We start from the raw sequence: 21,391 nt of genomic DNA, 5'->3' as shown, positions 1-21,391 counted from the left end.
TTTTCAGCGGAGCGGTCGCCTTCTTGGCGTCGCGCCCGCCTTCAGTTGATTTCTTTGCCGGTGCCCAGCGCCAAGGACAGGATAAACGGCTGCATTTCGGTGCAGTTCATCCGGCACACTATCCTCAGGCTGGCTTGGCGGGAAATTTCGTCAGGGTGAAAGTCCGGAGTTCAACATTGGAAAAAGCATTCAATCGGCTCGCGGAGAATGTCGCCCATGCCGCGGGTCGTGCATGGGCCTTCGTCTTGTGCGTGGTTTCGGTGGTCCTCTGGGCCATTGCCGGCCCGGCCTTTCATTATTCCGAGACTTGGCAGCTGATCATCAACACCGCGACGACGATCGTTACTTTCCTGATGGTTTTCCTGATTCAAAATACCCAGAACCGCGACGGCGTGGCCATTCAGGCGAAGCTCGATGAGCTCATTCGCTCAGGCCGCGCAAAAAACGACTTCATCGGCATCGAGCATCTCACGGAAGCGGAGGCCCAAGAATTCAGAACCAGGTGTGCCCAAACCAAGACCGCCAGCAAGGGGACGATCGCATCTCACGCCGAAAGCCGCCCTGCCTAAAACATGTCTTCCGAAAGTGGAAACCGGCTTCGGGACCAAGACATGCGTGACGCGATTTAGTCGCCACGATGCTTGTTGTGGCCGCTTTCCTGATTCTTGCCGCGAAGCATGTTGCGATCATTGGGGTCGACGAGGTCGGGCGTGTCGCTCCTGAGGTCCGAACCTTTCCGCCGCGCTTCGCGCTCCGCGCCCGGCTGCTTCAGCTCCGCCTTGGCGTCGAATTCCTTGGGCGCGTTCTTCGTGTTCTCACGTTCTTCCAGAATGCGCACTTGCTGGTCATGGGTTCTGCGTCCGCTCACCGGTTCCTCCTGTTCTTTTGTCGGTAACGGCAGTTGGACTCGATCGTTCCGAACATGCGCAAGAGCGACCCGTCTGATCCTCGTTGTAACCGCTCAGACGAAAGACGCGGCAACGCAAGCCCCGCCAGAGGAACATTGGCAGACGGCGGCCGTTCTCAGCTCGAAGGAGGCGGCTCATGAGTGCAACCAAGGAGTTCTTTCGAAGCTGGCTCGAGGAGAACGTCGGGAACTTGCCTGCCGACACGCAAGTCGGCGTTCCGGTGCTTGTGCGACAGTTCGAGCAGGACGCCGACGCCGCGGGCTACGGGCACGAGGTTCGCGAGGAGGAAATCGGCAATATCGAAGATGCAATCGAACGGGCGCTCGACATGACGGCCGAGCAGGAGGACCCGACAGAATCAAATCAGCGGAAAGAGACCTCGCTTGCCCCGGTCATTGAAGCTCTCGAGGAGTCGGAACCGGCACAGGCGGAAGACCATGAGGATCGGGACTGACCGACTGCCGCACGGGATAGCCGGAACAAAGAGACAGCTCGCCTGTTGGGCTGCTTCTGAACAGATCGGCACGTGATCCGCCGACGTGGCAGGCCAGATAGGTAAGTAAGCCAATGACGAAGCATTCTGCAAAGGACGATCCGTCCAAACTGGGATCGGACAGTGACCGGGCGAGCGAGCAAGGCACAAAGCGAACAGATAAGCGTCTGCCGCAGGAAGATCCTGTCGAGGGCGCGCGTGACACGGTGGAACGCGAGCTTGAACGGCAAGATCGACCGGTCGACGCTGAGGGAAGAGAGCGCGAACGCAGGGCTCTCCAGGAACAGGTCGAAGAGGAGACGAAGCTGCCTCAGAAGGGCTCGGCCTGAAAGCTCCTTCTTTGGAAGCCAGCGCCTGGGTACATCCGCCGCTTCTCTCAACAGCGGCTTGTGCCATGGCTCCGTAGCAGCACGGGATCATGCCTGACATCGCCACGTTCAACGACGTGGTCCTCCTCCTTGCCGCGGCAGCGGCCGGGCTTGCCCTCTACAATGGCCTGCGAGCGCGGCGGGCGTTACGCGGCCGACGTTTTGGACGCTTCGTCGAAGTCGACGGAGCGCGGCTGCACCTGATCGAGGATGGCCAGGGCATGCCGCTGTTGTTGCTGCATGGCAACGGCTCTTCGGCCGAGGATTTCACGACAAGCGGCATCGTCGACAAAGCGGCCGCAGACTATCGTGTTCTGGCTTTCGACAGACCAGGCTTCGGCAGGAGCTCGCGCCCGATCGGCAGGATCTGGTCGGCCGCCGCGCAGGCCGATCTGATCGATGCCGCGGCCGCGAAACTCGGAATTGGACGCTATATTGTTGTTGGCCACTCTTGGGGTGCCGCGGTTGCGCTCGAGATGGCGCGACGGCGCCCTGGGCGCGTTGCCGGGGTCGTGCTTGTCTCCGGCTACCACTATCCATCGCCAAGGTTCGAACTCGCCTTGTCGGGGTTGCCGATCTTGCCTTTGATCGGAACGGCCTTCCGCCACACCTTGCTGCCGCCGCTGGTCAGGCTTGGCTGGGCTTGGTCAATGCGAAAGATATTTGGCCCGGCGGCGATCTCGGCGGCATTCACCGCAACGACGAGGGAGTTGGCGAGCCGCCCCTCGCAACTGCGGTCGATCGCGGCGGAGTCCTTCCTGATGTGGATCGCAGCGGCGTTTGTGACGCCTCGGCACAACGACATTTCCGTTCCTGTTGGGATAATCGCCGGCGCCGGCGATCAGCTTTTCGACGCGCCGGCCGAGGCGTTTCGGCTGCACGCGGATCTCGCAAACTCGGTAGTCGATATCGTCTCCGATGCCGGGCATATGGTGCACCTGACAGCCCCGCAGGCGGTGCTCGCCATGATCGACAAGATCGCCGCTCTTTCGACCACCGAGGACGCGCAGCGGAGCGACCGATAAGCGGCAGTGCCGTGCAACCGGCCTTCGACGGGGAACCTTCCGATCGGCGCCGCTTTATCTCCATGTTCGAAGCAGCAGCAGTGAGAGGAAGCATTGCGCAGCATTGCTCGGCGGAAACTGCCTTTACTGCAGGTGCTTGCACTGACACTTGCTTCCTGCTCCTCGTCTGAAACCGTCGAACAGCAATCGAAGCTAGCCGTCTCGACCGCGCAGGCGGCGGTGCTGGTCACCGATGCCTGGCTCTCCGGCGCCGCGCCGTCCCACTACGCGTCCTCTGCCCTACAATCCTTCGCCGAGACGCTCGCCGATGCCGGCCGGCAAGTCGAATCGGCCTCGCCGTCCGATCCTGCGACGCGAGACACGCTGAAGGCGGCGGTCAGCCGGCTGTCCACCGCGGCAAGCGGGGCCGAGTGCGCGGTCGAGGCCGGACAGCAGGCGCAGGCCAGCCGGGCACGCAACGAGCTTCGCGCCGCGCAGGCGGATCTCGCCACGGCCTATCGCGGCTATTTCGCGCCGCAACGATGAAGAAGCTGCTGGAAATTTCGCTTGGCGTCGTGACCAGCGTCGGTGGCTTCCTGGAGGTCGGTTCGATGGCGACAGCGGCGCAGGCAGGCGCCCTGTTCGGCTTCCAACTTATCTGGGCGATCGTGCTCGGCACCATCTGCATAATCTTCCTGGTCGAGATGGCCGGTCGCTTCGCCGCCGTGAGCCATCACACCATCGCCGACGGTATCCGCGAACGCTTCGGCTTCAATGCTTTCCTTTGGCCGCTGCTTGCAGTCGTGCTGGTCAATTTCCTGGTCCTCTCGGCAGAAATAGGCGGGGTTGCCATCGCTGCCGAGCTTGCCACCGGGATCAGCTTTCAATGGTGGGCATTGCCAGCGGCTTTCCTCGCGTGGCTGCTGCTGTGGAAAGGCACGTTCGGCCTCATCGAGAAAGGCGTGTCGATGCTTGGCCTGATCACGCTCTGCTTCGTCGTCGCCGCGGTGATGCTGAAGCCCGAATGGAAACAGGTGGCTGCCGGTGCCGTGCCCAGCCTGCCGCAACACGATACGGCGAACTACTGGTTCATGGCCGTCAGCATCCTCGGTGCTTCCATCTCGCCCTACCTTTTCATGTTCTATTCCTCGGGCGCGGTCGAGGATCAATGGGACAAGAGCTATCTCGGCACCAATCGGGCGATTGCCGGTCTCGGCATGAGCTTCGGAGGAACGATCTCCGTGGCCGTGCTGATCGTGGCCGCGCTTGTGCTCGGCGCCCATGGCGTGAACCATGTGGACGACTACAACCAGCTCCCGCTGATGCTGATCTCGGTGTTCGGCTTCTGGGGCTTCGTCCTTTTCGTCGCATCGCTCGGCATCGCCTGTTTCGGAGCCGCTCTGGAAGTGGCGCTGCAGCAGGCTTATCTCGTCGCGCAAGGGTTCGGCTGGACCTGGGGCGAGGATCTCAAGCCGCGCGACGATCCCGGCTTCAGTCTCGTCTACACGCTCACGCTTTTTCTTGCAGCCGTTCCGATAGCGCTTGGTCTCGACCCGCTGAGGCTCACCATCTTCTCAATGGCGTTGACCGCCGCCAGTCTGCCGCTGACGGTCGTGCCGTTCCTCTTCCTGCTGAATGACGAGCGCTATGTCGGCCAGCACCGCAACGGCGTCATCTCTAATGCCGCCGTGATCTTCGCCATCGCGCTCGGCTTCGTGCTGGCGGTGGTGACTATTCCCCTGCAGATATTCGGAGGCACCTGATGCAGCTGCTGCGCGATATCCTGGACAAGCAGGTCGTCGACCGCGAGCAGGTCAAGATCGGCAAGGTGGATGGACTGGTCGCCGAGCTGAGGCAGGGCAAGCCGCCGAGGGTGGTTGCGGTCGAGCTTGGCGCGATTGCGCTGGCCCGACGGCTTGGCGCTCGGCCTGGGCGATTAACGGCGCGGCTGGCCGCAAGGCTGAGCGGGAAGCAGCAGGCACGGCCGCATCGCATCGCCTGGACCAAGGTGCGCGACATCGGCGTCGACATCGAATTCGATATCGACGTGCGCAGGACCAAGATCTTGGCCTGGCAGAGCTGGCTGCGCGATCGCATCGTCGGCCGAATCCCGGGAGCCTGAGGATGGCAAATGTGAATCTCGAGCATCTGGCTGGCCGGCGCGTTCTCACGCAGGGCGGCAGGAGCATCGGCCATATCGAGGAGGTCATCGCTGAGCAGGACGGCGACGACCTCGTCGTCACCGAATTCCATGTCGGCATCTTCGCAGCTTTTGAACGCCTGTCGGCCTCGGCCATCGGCACCGCATTGCTCGACTTTTTCGCGCTGCGCCGCCGCGAGGGCCTCTACCGCATACCTTGGGACAAGCTCGATATCTCCGATCCGGCGCAGCCGCGGCTGCTCTGTTCGGATGACGAGCTTGCCGGCTTCGGAGGCGCCGATCGGGGTAAGTAGCTACTTACAAAAAATCCTGGTCACGGAAGGGAACATCGCGGCGGGCGCGAAGTTGGAACAGGCAAGGAGGAGCCTGCGCCATGAACAGTGTCATCTATCTTATCGGTCTCATCGTGGTTGTGCTCGCGATACTCTCCTTTCTCGGCTTTCATTAGGAGGCGTCATGCAGCGCGAAAATAATCAGGGCCGCGAGCCGGCCGACTTCGCCAAGGCGAAGAACGAAGTTTCCGATCGAGTTAAGAAAGAAACCCAAAGCGCCGGCGAAGCGCTCCACGATGCCCGCGACGAGGTTGCTCGCAGGGCAGTCGACTATGCGTCGGAAGCACAGGAGGCCCTGTCGGAAAGGGCCGAGGAAACGCAGCGCGACATCGGATCGAGCCTGGCGGCATTCGGCGGCGCTCTGCGTGCCGCAAGCGACCATCTGGCCAACAGCGACCAGAGCTCGGCGTCGAATTTCATGCGGGATGCGGCAGGCGGACTGGAAAGGCTGTCCTCCTCGTTGAAGGAGAAGCCCTTCGGCGAGGTGCTTGAGGACATTCAAAACTTCGGCCGCCAAAATCCCGGCACTCTGATCGCTGGTTCGGTGCTGGCAGGACTGGCGCTCGGACGGTTCATAAAGGCTTCTCCCCCCGAAACGCGCCGCGCGGGGCAGAGCGCAGCTACACCACGGAAGACCGGGAAGACTGGTAGGGAAACGAGCAGGCAGACTGGTGCGCAGGCGAGCGAGCCATGGGATGACGCGACGACCAATTGGGGCGTCGACGGCGGCGCTCCCAGGAAGGCAGCGGAGCTAAAGAAATGAACACTCAAGACAACCAAAGCCTCGGCACTCTGGTCGCCGACCTGGCACAGCAGGTGAGCACGCTGGTGCAAACGGAGGCCAGACTCCTGCGAGCGGAGCTATCCGAGAGCGTGACTAAAGCGGAGGCCGGCGCCGTCGGGGTTCTGGGCGGCGCGGTATGTCTCCTCGCCGCGCTGATGGTGCTGCTGCAAGCGCTCGTCATTGCCCTGACCCGCCTCGGCCTGGGCGCCGGCTGGTCCGCCTTGCTCGTAGGAGTGGTCGTTGCCGTGCTGGGTGTCATCCTCTTGCGCACCGGCATGGCAAGCATGTCGCCCTCCGAGCTGGCGCCGGACCGTACGCAGGAGCAACTGAAGCGTGACGCGAACGTAATCAAGGAACAAGCGAGATGAGCGACAAATCCGCAGCCGAACTCGAACGCGAAGCCGAGGCCACGCGAGCAAGGGTGGTGGCGACCGCCGAGTCCATTCGAGGCAAGATGACGCCCGGCCAGCTCTTCGATGAGTTCACCGGTATTTTCAGCGGCGGTGCAGGCTCCGACATGCTCCACAACCTGAAGGCTCAGGTGCGAGACAATCCTCTGCCACTAACCGTAATCGGCGCCGGTCTGGCCTGGCTGATGCTGGGCAGCGGCGCTTCCGCCGCAACCGCCGCGCCCGGCTACGCGACCCGTCGCGGTTCCGACCGCCATGACGGCACATCTACGGCTGGAACCGGAGCCATGACTTCGGACACCTATGCCTCTGTCGGCGACATGGCCAGCGGTGCGGCCGGCACTGTCTCGGGAATGGCCAGCAGTGCGGCCGGCACCATGTCTGACATGGCGAGCAGCGCAGCCGGTAGCGTTTCTGACTTGGCAAGCGGCGCGGCGGAGACGCTGACGAACTCGGCGACAGCCACGGCCGACATGGCGACGAGGGCCACTCGTTCCGCGCAGCAGTTGATGGAGGATCAGCCTCTGGCAGTTGCTGCTGTCGGTCTCGCGATCGGAGCAGCGATCGGCGCGATGCTGCCCCACACGCAACTCGAAGACGAGCGGCTCGGCGGCTATCGCGAACAGCTTCGCGAGAGGGCCGAGGACGCGCTCGAGAAGGGCGTCGACCAAGTGAAGCAGGTTGCAGCCGAAGCCTACCAGGCGGCCAGCGACGAAGCAGGACGGCAGGCGTCGAGCGAAGGTACGCTCGCTGACAAGGTCAGCGATGTCGTCAAGTCCGCCGCCGACAAAGCCGATGAGGCGGTGCACCGGAGGCTGTCCGATACCGAACCGTCGACAACGAACAAGTCCTGATCTGAACAGACCGGATCGATTTGCAAGAATCGCATTCGAGGAACATTCGAGTCGGGCCTGGTGAACCATTCGAGCCCGACCCGTTGGATGGCTGTGGGTAGAAGCCGCGCCACAGGCTCGGGCGCGCTATCGCGGCTCTCTCGCCGGAGCGAGCCTTTTTAGCTTTTTGGGGATGGCTCCGCGAAACTTCCCCTGCAGACAGCGTAAATCCTCGCCAAGATTCCTGCAGCATCGCCACCAACGCACACCGACTGCATTGGACGTTGATCCCATTTGTTCGGTGAATAACTGGCGGCGCCCAGTCTCTGCACGGTCATACCTGCCGCCGGGCCGTCCTCCAATACGACGATCGAACCGGATCGGGTGGCGAATAAGTGCGGGTCGGTCAGGTAGACTGCGGCGCTGCAGTCGTGCACAAGCATACCCGCTTCGCCCCATTGCAAGTAGAAGTCGATGTAGCCTTGCGACAGTGCGGCTACCATTTGCATGGCGGCATCGGCACCTTCCGAGGCCGCGGCGAGATCCTGTCGCGTCATCACCGTTCGATTTGTGAGATTGAGCGGAACCGCGGTCACTTTCCACGAGGCTGCAAACACTCGATCGGCTGCCTTCGGATCTGCATAGATATTGGCCTCGGCAACGGGCGACACATTGCCAGGGACTTCGAACGCGCCACCCATGACGACGACGTCCTGCACTAGATCTGCTATCGCCGGATCGGCCTCCAGTGCCCGCGCCAAGTTGGTCAGGCCTCCGACAGCAAGCAACCGCACCTGACGCGGATTCTGCCGGACGGTATCGACGATGAATCGCGCGGCAGTGTCCTTCTCCTCCCGCGCTTCCTGGGCAATAGGATAATCCCCCAGCCCGTTCGCGCCATGAACATGGACAGGATAGGGGTGCGGCGCCCCGGACCAGTTTAGCGGAACGGAAGCACCGGCGTGAACGGGCGCTTTGATCCCCCAAGCCTCGGCGAGGAACCTGGCATTGCGCGTTGTAACCGATATCGATGCGTTGCCGAAGACAGTTGTGATGCCGAGCAGTTCGATGTTCGGATGACGGTGCAGGTAAAGCAGCGCGAGGGCATCGTCTACGCCAGGATCGGTATCAAAAAGAATTCTCTGCTTTGTCATGTCTCTATGGTCACGCTCTTTCCCACACTGCCGCCAATTATCTTAGCCAGCCTTCTTCGAGAGGCGAGGCCGACAGAATCGTGGCTCCGAGTGTCACCACCGAAGGGTATCGTGAATATGTCGCCGGGTGACGCGCTTGGCGCGTTTCTCGTCGGCGCGCCGGTCTCCTCGCCGCCTGGTGGGGACCGCGAGGCCGACATCGCTGTCCTCAAAGGGCGCTGCGGTCCGCCCACAAGATGACACGGCGTCCCCGCCTCAGCGGAGGAGCCCGTCGCTCTCGAAGTCTTCCCAGCCGCGCAACTTGGAGCGGACTGCCTCGCTTTGGCTGTCGTCGGTTGCGGCCGCGCCGCGGCTCTTTTGCGAGCGCTTGAGCGCCGCCTTTGCAGCGGCTCGGCGTCGGTTCTCGGCGGCTCTCTCAGCGTCTTCCTCGCGCCAGACAGCTACAAGGTCACGGTCGAGCACATCCTCGATCAAACGCGGATCAAAAACGTGGAAGGTGATCTTCCTCGCGCGGCCACGCAGTTTCACCGTCCGCGTCCCGGCGCTCTGCAAGCGGCCGGCCTTGAGCCAGCGGTGACGCTCGCCCGCCGAGATCGTCAGAATGTCCTCGACCTCGCGAGGCATGACGGGCAGGTCTTCGATGTCCTGCATGGCTTTGGACACGATCGCCGATGCGGCCTCAACATTGGCATGGGAGCCCTCCGGCAGACGCAAGGTAAGCACCCGGGACTCGGTATGGAGCAGGCTTCTCAAGTCCGTCGGAAGGCGAGCGCGCATTTCAAGAAAAATGCCCCTCGCCCGCACCGACGATCCAAGCGTCGCCGCCGGGGATAGCGGCCACTCTGCAACCAGCCGTGCAGTCGAATCGATTTTTCTGCTCGCGGGCATCCCCTTAAGTAGGAGTCCTGCCCTGCGAACTCAACCCGAAGCGAGCCTGCACCGGTCTGCAGCAACCGCTGTTTGCATCGGGCAGGATCGTCGGACAAGGCGCTCGTTCGGCACTCAGGACAGCGGCGAAATGGAGCGAATTGCCAAATAGGGAGTTAGGCTGCCTAGACGGGAGAGACAACAATGAATCCCACAGCCGCCCCAGAGGACCAGGGCTACGCCACTCCGACCACGCCGGCGGCGGAAGGCCTCGCCCCTGCCCTGGCGCGGAACATCGAGGCACTGGTCGAGAGGCGGAAGCGCGATGCCAAGGCAGCATCGCTGGAGCAGCGCGCGGCGGCGGCAATCAGCAGGTTTGCCGGCAGCATGATGTTCGTCTACATCCACCTCGTCTTCTTTGGCGCCTGGATCGGCCTAAATTTCGGGATCGTGACCTTTATCAAACCCTGGGATCCTTCTCTGGTTATTCTGGCCATGTTCGCCTCGGTCGAGGCGATCTTTCTCTCAACGTTCGTACTGATCAACCAGAACCGCATGGCCGCCCAGGATGATGCGCGGGCAGACCTCGATCTGCAGGTGAGCCTGCTCAACGAGCATGAGACGACCAAGCTCATCAAACTGGTCGAGGAGATCGCGAAGCGCCTGGATGTTCCGACGGAAGCAGACAATGAGTTGAAGGAGCTGAAGCGCGACGTGGCGCCTGAAGCGGTCTTGGACAAGATTAAGGAGACAACGGGTCAAGCGACGGTCGGCTGATCGATCCGTATCCACAGGACGCCTGCAGAAACTGCTGATCTTGAGGCCTGTCGCGTACTCCATGCTCCCGCCGGGTGCCATCATCCCGCCCGCGCAAATAGTTGGGAGACGCCCGAACGCCATTTGCCAGAGCTGGTTTATAGCGCATGGGGAAGTCATGGCGGACGCGCTCGGACTGAGTGTGCCCCATCTCAATCGCGCAATTCAGCATTGCGTGTCGAACAGCTCATCACCAGCAACTCGCGCGTCCTACATCTGACTGACCTCGCGGGCCTGCAAGGACTCGCTCAGTACGAGCCGATGGCTCTTACCCCAATCCCAATTCTGAAGCATCAGATCGACGCCCCGAGCGCGTCATTGGGCGTGACTCACCAATGGATTTATTACAGCCGCACAGGCATACTATGGATCGGGCGCGCAGTGGTTGAAAATGATTGCGCCGCGTTATGTTATTTACAGGCTGCGCCGGTCCCTGTCGCTATCGTTTGTGGCGTTGGCATCCGGCTGGAAACGACTGCGAAAAAGGAGGCAGCTCTGGTCCCACAAGAACGGGACATCCTTTGCGTCATTGATTTTGCGATTTGAGACCGGCGACGGGCCCATCATTTGCCCGCTTGCCGAACAGGGAGGAAAGCAATGGACGGAGAATCGCGTTCCCAATCAAGGCGAAAGTTTCTGAAGACGAGTGGACTTGTCGCTGGGCTAACGGCGACGGCGGTCACCGCGCCCTGGGTTCGAAGGGCCGGAGCCGCAGACGCAATCACCTGGAAAATCCAAACCTCGTGGCCGGCGGGTGTCGGACTTGAAACCTTCCAAAACTGGTGTGGCACCATCAAGGAAAAAACCGGAGGCCAACTCGAATTTCAGCCGTTCAAGGCAAAGGATATCGTTGGTGACTTCGAACTCCTCGACGGGGTGAAGAACGGCGTTCTGGAAGCGATGAACTCGTTTTCACTTTATTGGGCCGGCAAGCTTCCCGCTACGGCGTTCCTGTCCTCTTACACGTTGGGGCTACGCTATCCGCACGAATGGGATATCTTTTTCTATTCAAAAGGTGGTCTGCAGGCCGCGCGCGACCTTTATGCGAAACAAGGCCTTTACTACGTCAACCGCATTCATCACGGCCCGAACATCATCCACTCAAAGACACCGATCCGCTCAATCGAGGATTTTAGGGATCTGAAACTGCGCGTACCGGGCGGCATGATCGCCGAAACCTTTGCGAAAGCCGGTGCCAAGACGACGTTGCTGCCGGGCGGCGAGGTGTTCTCCGCGCTGGAAAAGGGCACGATCGATGCCGCCGACTACACCGGTCCGGCCGTAAACTGGGCCCTCGGTTTCCAGCAGGTGACCAAGTACATTTCCATGGGTCCAGCCGGTCTGATGTCCGTATACCAGCCCGTCGACCTGATGGACTTTGCCGTCAACATGAATGTCTGGAACCAACTCCCGGACAACCTCAAGAAGTTCGTGGAAGACGAGATCCAAGTCTATTCCAATGCCCATTTCGGCTCGATCCAGAAGGCCGACATGGAGGCTTGGCAAAAATTCCTGGATGCCGGCATTGAAATCAATCGGCTTGGACCGGAAGACCTCCAGAAGTTCCAGGAAATCGCGGTGCCCATCTGGTTCGAGTGGGCCAACAAGGACAAGGACGCAGCGCGCATCTTCAAGTTGCAGCTCGAGGTCATGGAGAACCCGACAGTCGGTTACGTCACTCCGGACATGTACCAGGGGCTGACCATCAACCTGTGAACCCTCTTCTCGCCCGTCCTGAGCCGGACGGGCGCTCGCTCCTGCAGCAGGCGTTCGCCGATGCCTTCCCTAACATTTGTGCTGCCGCACTGGCTCTACTGGTTAACCCTCGCGGTCTTTCCGCTGGCCGCCGTTCATTTTGTCCATCGAGAACGGGCACAGCGTGATCCCGGCCGTCCAAACCTGTTTCTTGCCTATCTGTTCCTGGTCACAGCCGGCTTCCTCGGCATGCACCGCTTCTATCTGAAGAGCAGGTGGGGATTCTTTTTTATCCCGTTCTTCATCGCGGTACTTTGGACAAGCACCCAGGTGCGCGATGGACGCGAGGCAGTTTCACTCGCGCGATCCCAGAGCGAGCACGCCGAGAGACTGTTGCCGCGTGCCAAGGCAGAGACGGCAGCCAACAAGCAGGGGGCTGCCGATCGACTTGCAAAAGCTGAGGCTGAGGCCGCGGCGGCGCGCAACAATCTGACGGCGGCCGTTCACGGGCTCGAGTGGGACAGCAGCATCAGCCGGATTGCGGGACTTCTGCTCGGTCTCATTATTGTCGGCGACGCCCTTCTCATACCCGGTCTTGTGCGGCGCGCCCGCGCCCGTGAGACTGGGCGCGCCGCAACCCACCATGAGATCGTCGTCGATGTGCCCGCGACGCCCGTCAAACAGCCTCTTGCGCCATTTAGGCCGGTCGACTGGCTTGTAAGAGTGACAGGCGAGTTCGTCGCCTATTGGTCGGTCCTCGCGGTCATGGCGTACTATTACGAGGTGGTCGCCCGCTTCGTTTTCAACTCCCCTACCAACTGGGTGCACGAGAGCATGTTTCTGATGTTCGGCATGCAATACATGCTGGCTGGGGCCTATGCCTATCGCGATGAGACCCATGTCAGGGTCGACATCGTGTACAGCCACCTCTCCGAGCGTGGCCGGGCGATCTGCGATATCATCACCTCGGCATTCTTTTTCCTGTTCGTGGGTACAATGCTCGTTGCCGGCTGGCGTTTTGCCAGCGACGCGATGGCGGTGGGCGAGAGTTCTTTCACCGAGTGGGGTATTCAATATTGGCCGGTGAAGCTGGCGATTCCTGTTGGCGCCGCGCTGCTGCTGCTTCAAGGCGTGTCTCGCCTGATGCGTGACATCGCGACCGCAACAAGAAGGCTCCGCTAAGCCATGGGTCTCGAGCTTCCAATCCTGTGGCTGAGCATCCTCATGTTCGGCGGACTGGGCGTTCTTTTATTGCTCGGGCTGCCAATGGCCTTCTGCACGGGCAGCCTCGCCGTTCTCTTCCTCTTCTTATTCGGTAATGCGGCCATGCTGAACATGCTGCCGTCGCGGATTTTTCCCTTCATGACGGATTATCAGCTCTCGGCGGTGCCGCTGTTTATCTTCATGGCCGCGATCCTTCAGAAAGCGGGGATCATCGAGGAGCTGTTTGACGTGGTCTATAAATGGCTGGGTGGGCTGAAAGGCGGACTTGCCTCGGCCACCATAATCTCGTGCACCCTGCTCGCAGCAATGGTTGGGGTCGTCGGTGCGACGGAAGTGACAATGGGCATGATCGCTCTGCCAGCGATGCTCCGCCGCAACTACGACGCACAGCTCGCCTGCGGCTCGCTGCTCGCCGGAGGAACGCTTGGCATCCTCATACCGCCTTCGGTGATGGCGATCGTCTACGCCGTCGTCGCGCAACAGTCGTTAGGCGAGCTTTTGATCGGGTCGGTATTCCCAGGGCTGCTGCTGTCGGGGATGTATGTCGTCTACGTCACGGCGCGCTGCTACATCAACCCCAAGCTCGGCCCGGCTTTGCCGCCGAGCGAGCGCATCGGCTTTGGGCAGAAGCTGAGGCTTCTGCGCCGCACGTTCATGCCCATTCTGCTCATCCTGCTTGTGCTCGGGGTCATCTTCCTTGGCATAGCAACGCCTGTTGAAGCCGCCGGCATCGGCACATTCGGTGCTTTCATCGTCTGCGCCGCCCATCGCCGCCTGACCTGGGACACGATCCGGGAAGCCGGCGTGGCGACCCTCAAGGCGACTGCGATGGTGATGTGGATATTCTTCGGAGCCACCATGTTCGTCGGCTTCTTCATCCTGAAGGGCGGGCAGAGCTTCGTCGCCGAATCCATTCTCGGAACTGGATTCGCGCCTTACGGCATTCTTGTTCTGATGATGATCATCCTGTTCGTTCTGGGCATGTTTCTGGACTGGGTGGGCATTCTCCTTCTCACCGTACCGATATTTCTGCCCATCCTTAAGTCCCTCGAATTCGGCGGTACGTTCGGCTTAGCCGGTGTGGCTCCTGAAGACGTGCCGCTGTGGTATGGCGTCATTTTCATGGTCAACATGCAGATGGCGTTCCTGAGCCCACCGTTCGGCTATTCACTGTTTTACTTGAAGAGTGTCGCGCCACCGGAGATATCGATGGCGACGATCTTCCGATCCGCTGTTCCCTTCTTATGCCTGCAGGCGATCGGAGTAGGGTTGTGCATCGTGTTCCCCTCGATCGTCATTTGGCTGCCGAAGCTCATGTACGGAGGCGGTTGACCGCACACGTCTTTGGCGGTTCGACGCCGACGCAAAAATCGAAGGTTCAGCGCTACAGAGGCCCCGCTCGCCTGCAGAAGCTGCTGATCTTGAGGCCTGTCCGCGCACTCCATGCTCCTGCCGGGCGCCATCATCCCGCCCGCGCAAATAGCTGGGAGACGAGACATCCCGCTTTGGATTGCGTATCTTGACGTTCAGCTTTTCCTGGGCCTGCCGTCTGGTCGACTTGGTGTTTGGACAAACTGAAGAGCGACAGAGTTGTACGGCCCCAATGTATGGGTGGTCAGCGGGCACTTCGCCGGCTTCGTGTCCTCACCTGCAACGCAAAGCAGTTTAGCATCCGAGGATAGCGCTATGTAGATCGGCACGGGGGTCAGGTTGGCCGCCAGCACGCGGATCGTGTTGCCGCGACGAAAGGCAATTGCTGCCACGCCTGGCCAATCACTCGAAATCCGATAGCGTTCGACGCCGGCGGCCTCAGCGATTTGGGCATGGACGGCTTGCAAAGGTCGTCGGGAGCCGTCCTCGTTCAAGAGACCGAAGGGGCCAGTCGGTGCTGCCAATATCAACCGCTCGGCGGCGGTCTCAGCGGCCCGGGCCGCGACGCCGACGGCAAAGGCGGCACCGAACAATGCCCGCTGACGCGGGTCGGTGCCGGCGGCGGGCACCCGGGTATTTCCGGGATTGGCTGCGACCGCCTCACCATAGGGATTGTGCCGCAAGCCGATCGTGCAAGGCCCAAGCCAGATCGGCTTTCCGGGACACAATTGCCGTGCTGTCTCCATGACTGCAGGATAAACGGTCAGGGTTTCCATGACCGACTGCTCATCGGCGGCATGCACGATGGCGCTGTTGCCGAAGAAGACGAAATCCGCATCGCCGGTCGGCGGGTTGCGGTTGAATTCGGTGAATAGGGAGGGCGTACCAGCCCCAATCGGACAAGCGAGACCGACAGCCCGCAATGCCTGCACGATCTCGTCAATCGGTCGCTCACCGTTCGGCAAATAGTTCGAGGGGCGTGTCTTGAATTCGCGCCGTGGTGAAACCAGAATGGCGCTCGGTTCGACGCCCGCCAAGCGAACCATAGCTGCAAGACCCTGGGCCTCGACCCCGGGGTGGATCGCATCAAAGATCGCCTCGACCGCCAGCCCGCCGCCAAGCTCGCTCGCAAGCTCGGCCGCCTTTTCCAGCACGCGTTGATCATGCCCGCGCGCGCTGTCGAAGCGCAGTATGATCTCCGGCACCGGGCCAAGCGAAGCCGCGCCGGCGATGGCTGCCGGCAGTTGGTCGGGATCGACGAACAGCGCTATCGACGACATCCGCCCGGCAGGTCCGCCAAGGGTCAGGGTTGCTGGACTGCTGATAGCCGGTCCAGGCGCCGATGTCTCGGCGCGCACGGAAACCGTGACGCGCTGTATGTCCTTCACACCTTTGCCGATGACATAAGGTCGGGGCTTTGAGAGCGGCCGCACATAAGTCTTGAACGAGGCGTCCGTCCAGTTGCGCTGGTCCTCCATCTCGAAGGCATCGCCTTCCATGGCAACGGCGCAGACCAGGCCGGGTGCTGGCTCGTGCGTCAGCGCTGAAATGTCGAAGGCAGGCTGGTCCGGGCTGATCAATTTGGGAAATGTCGTCTCCTCGATGCTTCCGTCGCTATGCCGGATGGTCAGCCTTTTGCCCGCCGCCTCTGAAGGATGAAGCACCACGAAACCGGTGCGGTTGGTGGGAAAATCGGTGAGCGCCACGCCATCCGCTTGCAAGGTCAGCTCGCCCGAAGCGTCGCCACGAATCTTCATGCGATAGGCGAAACGTCCCTGCGGGCCGGCGCAGAGTCCGTCATAGCGAAGCTCGAACGACGTGCCGTCCTCGGAAATGCGCATGTTGGACAGTTCGGCCTTGTAAGTCCCCCAGGACGCATCGCGCGCAAGATAGTTGATCGCCCGCACCACCTCCACGCCGGCAAAACAGATCGTCCGCAGATTGCCGTCCTCGAGAACGGCGGTCAGCGGTCCGGCGGCAAGAAGCCTCCGTTGCGGAAGCGGCTCGTCGGTGCCGTAAAGCGCAAGGAGATCTTGAAGTCTGTAAACTGCGCCCCATGGAAACCGATCCGGACTCGTCCGCACGCAAAGCTCCCCCGGCTGTTCGCTGGGCGGACCTGGCCGACCTCATCCTCATCATTGCCCGTGAGATTCAGTTTCGCGGTTACAGGGACGAGAAAGCGCTGTCGCTGTCGCAATCGGAGGGCATGGTGATGCGCCACCTGGTTGCGCACGCTTCCGCAACGCCCAGCCAGATCGCGACGGCGACCGGGCTGCAGCGCACCAATGTTTCCACCGTGCTGCGCGACCTGGAAGGCAAGGGGCTGATCGAGCGCCATGTCGACCCGCAAGATCGCCGGGGCGTCAGCGTCCATCGCACCCGGCGGGGAGCCCACAATTACGCCCTGGTGCGCAAGGAGTGGGCAACTGCCGTATCCGAGGCCGCCGGCGGCGACACACGCAAGCTCAATGCCGCGCTTGAGCTTCTCAGATCCATCGAAGCCGGCCTGACCGCAACTCGACCGATAGACAGCGACGGTCCGGGGCGAATGTCCGCCCGCCGCCGGAACGTCTAGTGCCGAACAGCGCGAGAGAGAAGCAATCTCGACCGCAACTCGGTAGCGGCCAGCCCTGTATCTCGTAAGGCTGCCGGCCGTCAGGACATCTTCAACGAGGCGCACTCCCTTAGCAACATGCTCAGGTAATACCCCCGACCTATGCAATCCAGGAGCGCCTCACGAAGTCGAAATCGGGTCTCAGTGGTCGTGCGCACCATGCTCCTGCAGCGAAAGCCCAAAAGTCCGCACCAGGTCGCTGACCTGCTCCGGTGACAGATAGCGGGGGTTGAGGCCGCGCAGAAGCAGATAGAGCTTTGCCGTTTCCTCCAGCTCTTCGGTAGCGAATACCGCCGCCTCAAGCGTCTCGCCCGCGACAACGGGACCATGGTTGGCGAGTAGCACCGAAGAGTAGCGTCCAGCGAGCCCTTTGATTGCATCGGCTACCGCAGGGTCTCCGGGACGGAAATATGGCACCAAAGCCGTCTGTCCGGCGCGCATGAGATAGTACGGCGTCATTGGCGGCAGGACCGACTTGGGATCGATCTCGGGAAGCATGGTGACGGCCACCGCATGGGTGGAGTGCAGGTGCACAATCGCACGCGCTGCTGCCCGCGTCTCGTAGAGGGCGGTATGCAGGGGGATTTCCTTGGTCGGCGCATCGCCCGCGACGAGCCGCCCTTGCGCGTCGAGCCTGGCAAGGCGAGCCGGATCGAGAAAGCCCAGCGATGCGTTGGTCGGCGTCACAAGCCAGCCGCCGTCATCGAGCCGCAGACTGATATTGCCCGATGATCCCGGTGTCAGCCCGCGCTCGAATAGGGAACGGCCGAAGCGGCATATCTCTTCGCGAAGTTTGGCCTCGCTCATGTTGTGGCTCCCTCGATCAGTTCGAACCCGAGATCGATCTTCGTCGGCGGCCCGTCGGAGCAGACCAGCCGGGCGCCGGTCTCTCCGACCGCGACGCGTGGCGTCCGGATGGTGGAAAGCGGTTGCGGCGCCGCGCGGGCGACGTCCAGGCCGTTATAGCCGAAAATCGCCAACCGGCCGGGGATGGCGATGCCGCGGGCAAGGCAATGGAAATAACCGCCAATCGCCATGTCGTCGTTAGAGAAATAGACGGCATCGAGATCGGGGGCGCGCCCGAGCAGCCGGCCGAGACCGTCGCGCCCGGCCTCGATCGACGAAGATGAGGGAATGATTTCTTCCGCGGCGACTTCAAGGCCTGCCTCTGCGAGCGCCGAGCGAAATCCGGCCAAGCGTTTGGCGGCGCGCAGATCGCGGCTGAGATCGTGGCCCACATAGCCGATGCGCCGATAGCCGCGCGAGACCAGATGACGCGCGCTCGCGCCTCCCGCCTCGCGGTTGGAATAACCGACGACGATGTCGATGCCATCACCATCGGAATCGAGCAGTTCGGCGACCCTGATGCGGGCGTGCCTGAGCATGGCCACGGTACGCTCGGTGTGTTCGAGCCCGGCCACCATCATACCCGCCGGACGCCAGCTAAGCAGCGACTCGATGAGAGTTTCCTCGCGGCCCTGTTCGTAGTCCGTCACCGCGACGACAGGCTGGAATCCGGAGCCCACCAGCACCGTGTTGGCGCCGCGCAGCATGTCCGGAAAGACGATGTTGCTGAGCGACGGGATCACGATCCCGACCAGCTTGGAGCCGGTCGAGGCCAGCGTGCCGGCGATGCGGTTCGGCACATAGCCGAGGCTTCTCGCGGCATTGAGGACGCTCTCGCGTGTCTTGGCCGAAAATGAACCGTGCCCGCGCAACACGCGCGAGGCGGTGCTCTCGCCGACGCCGGCCGCGCGTGCGACATCGGTAAGGGTCGTCGTCCCCGTCGGCGTGCCGTCGGCCACTTTCGATCTCCCTGATGGAGCGCGACGTCGCACTGGACCGTCCTCGCCTCCGTCCATCCTCTTTTGCCATGTCGCGGCAACCTTTTCAAACGATTGTTGGCAGCGCTGCCACTTTTTCGTTGGCAGCGCTGCCAATCCATGTTACCCAGTTACGCAAGCGCTGCCAAAGCCGCTATCGGAGGGCGCGCTGACACCCCATTCACAGTCAAGGGAGGAACCAATGACCGTGCTTACACCTGCGCTACCGGCGCAAGCCGTAGCTGAAATCGAAACGAGGAGAACCGCCTACAGCAAGGTCTTCTGGCGGATCGTGCCGTTCCTGATGCTGTGCTACGTCGTTGCCTATCTCGATCGCGTCAACATCGGCTTCGCCAAGCTGCAGATGTCGGCCGACCTCGGCTTCAGCGAGACCGTCTACGGCCTCGGCGCCGGCATCTTCTTCATCGGCTATTTCCTGTTCGAGGTGCCAAGCAACGTCATTCTTCACAAGGTCGGCGCGCGCATGTGGATCGCGCGCATCATGATCACCTGGGGTTTGATCTCAGCTGGCTTCATGTTCGTCACGTCCGCCCCGACATTCTACCTGTTGCGCTTTCTGCTGGGCGTCGCCGAAGCCGGGTTCTACCCGGGGATCATCCTTTTCCTCACCTACTGGTATCCCTCGCATCGCCGGGCCAAGATCATCGCGGTGTTCATGTCCGCGATCCCGGTCTCAGGCATATTGGGCAATCCTCTTTCCGGCTGGATCATGGATTCGTTCGATGGCGCCCACGGCCTCGCCGGATGGCAATGGATGTTTCTTATCGAGGCGGTTCCAGCCGTCCTTCTCGGCATCGCTGTCTTGTTCTTCCTCGACAACGGCATTCGTCAGGCCAAGTGGCTGAGCGAAACGGAAAAGCAGGCCCTGGAAGAGGAGATCGCACGCGAGGAGCGTCACAAGGAGAGTGGGCATTCGGTAGCCGGTATCTTCCGCGATCGCCGAGTTTGGCTGATGTGCCTGATCTACTTCACCTTCGTGATGGGCCAGTACGGGCTGACCTTCTGGATGCCGACCCTGGTCAAGGCGACCGGCATCACCGGAAACTTCAATATCGGACTGATCAGCGCGATCCCCTTCATCTGTGCCGTCGTGGTCATGAATCTGTTCGGCCGCAGCGCTGACAGGCATCGCGAGCGCCGTTGGCACCTGGTCGTTCCGGCACTGCTCGGCGCCGTCGGTTTCGTCGTCGCGGCCGCCAGCTCGAATCTGACGATCGCCATCGCCTTCCTGTCCGTTGCAGCGGCCGGAGCGATCACCTGTGCGCCGCTGTTCTGGTCGCTGCCGACCTCATTTCTCGCCGGGACAGGTGCCGCGGCAGGCATTGCGCTCATCAATTCGGTCGGCAACCTGGCCGGCTTTGTTAGCCCGTATCTCGTCGGCTACCTGAAGGATTTGACCGGCGCAACGCAGGTCGGCATGTATGCGCTCGCCGCAATCCTGGTGCTCGGCGCGGTCCTGGTGCTGACGACGCCACCCAAGCTGGTCAATCGCTAAACCGGATTGCGTTTCGAACAAGGATCTCCGTGATGACCGTTTATGATCGAAGCAAGGAAAACCCCGCCGGAGCAAGGACGAACCGGGCCGCCCTGATCGGCATCGGTTCCATGGGACTTGGCATGGCCATGTCGCTCAGGCGGGCCGGGTTTGAAGTGGCTGGCTTCGACGTGGACGCCGCGGCCATCGCCCGGCTCGTCGACGCGGGCGGCCGAGGCGCGGCAAGCCCCGCCGAGGCCGCTGAAGGTGCCGACGTCGTCGTGTCGGTGGTCGTCAACGCCGCGCAAACGGAGGCCATCCTGTTCGGTACGAACGGCGTCGCCGAAACCATGGCCGAGGGCGCGGTTTTCGTCTCCTCGGCCACGATCGATCCCGATGCGGTGCGCCGCCTTGCCACGCCGCTCGAAGCGACGGGACGGCTCTATCTCGACGCGCCGATCAGCGGCGGGTCGGTGCGCGCCGCCGAGGGTGCGCTCACCATTCTGGCCTCCGGCAGCCCTGCCGCCTTCGCCAGAGCGCGGCCGGCACTGGATGCAATAGCCACCAACGTCTATGAACTCGGTGACGAGCCGGGCGTTGGTGCAGCCTTCAAGATGATCAACCAGTTGCTTGCTGGCGTGCACATAGCGGCGGCCAGCGAAGCCATCGCATTTGCCGCCCGGCAAGGGCTGGACATCCGCAAGGTCTACGAGGTGATAACTGCCTCCGCAGGCAATTCGTGGATGTTCGAGAACCGGGTGCCGCACGTGCTGGACGGCGACTACACACCGCGCAGCGCGGTCGACATCTTCGTCAAGGACCTCGGCATCATTCAGGATATGGCCCGCAGCGCCAAATTCCCGGTGCCGGTGGCCGCGGCCGCGCTACAGATGTTCCTGGCGACCTCGGCGGCTGGAATGGGCCGGGACGACGACGCATCCGTCGCCCGGCTCTACGCAAAGATCACCGGCACCGAACTGCCCGCCACCCGCGAACCTGGCCAAACCGGCCTGACATCGGCCTGAGGAAGACTGGATCG

General features: G+C 62.0%; 24 protein-coding genes. 18 read left to right on the top strand and 6 right to left on the bottom strand.

From position 1 onward, the window contains the following. Positions 1–176 precede the first annotated feature (176 nt). The gene (locus P9217_RS16635; protein WP_278087406.1) at positions 177–569 is read left to right on the top strand and encodes a low affinity iron permease family protein; all 393 of its coding nucleotides are present in this window, start codon (positions 177–179) and stop codon (positions 567–569) included. Positions 570–625: 56 nt separating this feature from the next. Here P9217_RS16635 and P9217_RS16630 read toward each other — a convergent pair whose 3' ends face one another. Then, on the bottom strand, positions 626–868 hold the full coding sequence (locus P9217_RS16630; RefSeq protein ID WP_278053388.1) for a hypothetical protein: 243 nt from the start codon (positions 866–868) through the stop codon (positions 626–628). 176 nt (positions 869–1,044) lie between these two features. Here P9217_RS16630 and P9217_RS16625 point away from each other — a divergent pair, with 176 nt between their 5' ends. The 10 genes from P9217_RS16625 to P9217_RS16580 all read left to right on the top strand — a co-directional run bounded on the left by P9217_RS16625 (position 1,045) and on the right by P9217_RS16580 (position 7,314). Beyond that, the gene (locus tag P9217_RS16625) at positions 1,045–1,362 is read left to right on the top strand and encodes a hypothetical protein (RefSeq protein ID WP_278087294.1); all 318 of its coding nucleotides are present in this window, start codon (positions 1,045–1,047) and stop codon (positions 1,360–1,362) included. A 113-nt stretch (positions 1,363–1,475) separates the two neighbouring features. Then, the gene (locus P9217_RS16620; protein WP_278087293.1) at positions 1,476–1,730 is read left to right on the top strand and encodes a hypothetical protein; all 255 of its coding nucleotides are present in this window, start codon (positions 1,476–1,478) and stop codon (positions 1,728–1,730) included. 89 nt (positions 1,731–1,819) lie between these two features. Further along, on the top strand, positions 1,820–2,794 hold the full coding sequence (locus tag P9217_RS16615) for an alpha/beta hydrolase (protein WP_278087292.1): 975 nt from the start codon (positions 1,820–1,822) through the stop codon (positions 2,792–2,794). 93 nt (positions 2,795–2,887) lie between these two features. Further along, positions 2,888–3,319 (top strand): hypothetical protein, encoded by a 432-nt coding sequence (locus tag P9217_RS16610; RefSeq protein WP_278087291.1) that lies wholly within the window; start codon positions 2,888–2,890, stop codon positions 3,317–3,319. Further along, a complete protein-coding gene (locus P9217_RS16605; RefSeq protein ID WP_278087290.1) occupies positions 3,316–4,536 on the top strand; it encodes a divalent metal cation transporter in 1,221 nt (406 codons plus the stop codon). The genes P9217_RS16610 and P9217_RS16605 overlap by 4 nt, the downstream gene beginning before the upstream one ends. Further along, positions 4,536–4,895 (top strand): hypothetical protein, encoded by a 360-nt coding sequence (locus tag P9217_RS16600; protein ID WP_067320534.1) that lies wholly within the window; start codon positions 4,536–4,538, stop codon positions 4,893–4,895. The genes P9217_RS16605 and P9217_RS16600 overlap by 1 nt, the downstream gene beginning before the upstream one ends. 2 nt (positions 4,896–4,897) lie before the next feature. Beyond that, entirely contained in the window at positions 4,898–5,227 is a 330-nt protein-coding gene (locus tag P9217_RS16595; RefSeq protein WP_066994801.1) for a hypothetical protein, read from the top strand. Further along, positions 5,193–6,029 (top strand): hypothetical protein, encoded by an 837-nt coding sequence (locus P9217_RS16590; RefSeq protein ID WP_278053395.1) that lies wholly within the window; start codon positions 5,193–5,195, stop codon positions 6,027–6,029. Before P9217_RS16595 ends, P9217_RS16590 begins: the two co-directional genes overlap by 35 nt. Further along, a complete protein-coding gene (locus tag P9217_RS16585) occupies positions 6,026–6,418 on the top strand; it encodes a phage holin family protein (RefSeq protein WP_127323778.1) in 393 nt (130 codons plus the stop codon). Before P9217_RS16590 ends, P9217_RS16585 begins: the two co-directional genes overlap by 4 nt. Then, complete coding sequence (locus P9217_RS16580; RefSeq protein WP_127323779.1) at positions 6,415–7,314, top strand: DUF3618 domain-containing protein; 900 nt, start codon at positions 6,415–6,417, stop codon at positions 7,312–7,314. The genes P9217_RS16585 and P9217_RS16580 overlap by 4 nt, the downstream gene beginning before the upstream one ends. 158 nt (positions 7,315–7,472) lie before the next feature. Here the strand turns inward: P9217_RS16580 and P9217_RS16575 are convergent, their stop codons facing one another. Further along, positions 7,473–8,447 carry a nucleoside hydrolase gene (locus P9217_RS16575; RefSeq protein ID WP_095826172.1) on the bottom strand — a complete coding sequence of 325 codons (975 nt, stop codon included), beginning with the start codon at positions 8,445–8,447 and terminating at the stop codon, positions 7,473–7,475. Positions 8,448–8,702: 255 nt separating this feature from the next. Next, on the bottom strand, positions 8,703–9,335 hold the full coding sequence (locus P9217_RS16570; protein ID WP_278087289.1) for a hypothetical protein: 633 nt from the start codon (positions 9,333–9,335) through the stop codon (positions 8,703–8,705). A gap of 183 nt (positions 9,336–9,518) precedes the next feature. On the opposite strand from P9217_RS16570, the gene P9217_RS16565 reads away from it, so the two are divergent. The 4 genes from P9217_RS16565 to P9217_RS16550 all read left to right on the top strand — a co-directional run bounded on the left by P9217_RS16565 (position 9,519) and on the right by P9217_RS16550 (position 14,381). Next, positions 9,519–10,091, top strand: coding sequence for a DUF1003 domain-containing protein (locus tag P9217_RS16565; RefSeq protein ID WP_127239681.1), 573 nt, complete (start codon positions 9,519–9,521; stop codon positions 10,089–10,091). 636 nt (positions 10,092–10,727) lie between these two features. Then, a complete protein-coding gene (gene dctP / locus P9217_RS16560; protein WP_067320507.1) occupies positions 10,728–11,846 on the top strand; it encodes a TRAP transporter substrate-binding protein DctP in 1,119 nt (372 codons plus the stop codon). Positions 11,847–11,906: 60 nt separating this feature from the next. Next, positions 11,907–13,007, top strand: coding sequence for a TRAP transporter small permease subunit (locus tag P9217_RS16555; RefSeq protein WP_095802624.1), 1,101 nt, complete (start codon positions 11,907–11,909; stop codon positions 13,005–13,007). 3 nt (positions 13,008–13,010) lie between these two features. After that, positions 13,011–14,381: a TRAP transporter large permease subunit gene (locus P9217_RS16550; RefSeq protein WP_278087288.1), complete on the top strand. Its 1,371-nt coding sequence runs from the start codon at positions 13,011–13,013 to the stop codon at positions 14,379–14,381. A 194-nt stretch (positions 14,382–14,575) separates the two neighbouring features. On the opposite strand, the gene P9217_RS16545 is transcribed toward P9217_RS16550, so the two are convergent. Beyond that, entirely contained in the window at positions 14,576–16,504 is a 1,929-nt protein-coding gene (locus P9217_RS16545) for a hypothetical protein (RefSeq protein WP_278087287.1), read from the bottom strand. On the opposite strand from P9217_RS16545, the gene P9217_RS16540 reads away from it, so the two are divergent. Continuing rightward, on the top strand, positions 16,477–16,995 hold the full coding sequence (locus P9217_RS16540) for a MarR family transcriptional regulator (protein ID WP_067320497.1): 519 nt from the start codon (positions 16,477–16,479) through the stop codon (positions 16,993–16,995). The genes P9217_RS16545 and P9217_RS16540 overlap by 28 nt on opposite strands. Positions 16,996–17,175: 180 nt before the next feature. On the opposite strand, the gene P9217_RS16535 is transcribed toward P9217_RS16540, so the two are convergent. Together P9217_RS16535 and P9217_RS16530 are read right to left on the bottom strand one after the other, a co-directional pair. After that, positions 17,176–17,841: an aldolase gene (locus P9217_RS16535; protein WP_095826166.1), complete on the bottom strand. Its 666-nt coding sequence runs from the start codon at positions 17,839–17,841 to the stop codon at positions 17,176–17,178. Then, complete coding sequence (locus P9217_RS16530; protein ID WP_245475204.1) at positions 17,838–18,839, bottom strand: LacI family DNA-binding transcriptional regulator; 1,002 nt, start codon at positions 18,837–18,839, stop codon at positions 17,838–17,840. Before P9217_RS16530 ends, P9217_RS16535 begins: the two co-directional genes overlap by 4 nt. A 220-nt stretch (positions 18,840–19,059) precedes the next feature. Between P9217_RS16530 and P9217_RS16525 the strand changes: the two genes are divergently transcribed. Next, on the top strand, positions 19,060–20,373 hold the full coding sequence (locus P9217_RS16525) for an MFS transporter (protein ID WP_067320488.1): 1,314 nt from the start codon (positions 19,060–19,062) through the stop codon (positions 20,371–20,373). 32 nt (positions 20,374–20,405) lie between these two features. Further along, positions 20,406–21,377, top strand: coding sequence for an L-threonate dehydrogenase (gene ltnD / locus P9217_RS16520; protein ID WP_278087286.1), 972 nt, complete (start codon positions 20,406–20,408; stop codon positions 21,375–21,377). The last annotated feature ends 14 nt before the right edge of the window (positions 21,378–21,391 follow it).

It is taken from the genome of Mesorhizobium sp. WSM4989 (assembly GCF_029625795.1).
GTDB lineage: Bacteria > Pseudomonadota > Alphaproteobacteria > Rhizobiales > Rhizobiaceae > Mesorhizobium.
This window is presented reverse-complemented; position numbering and strand designations above follow the sequence as displayed.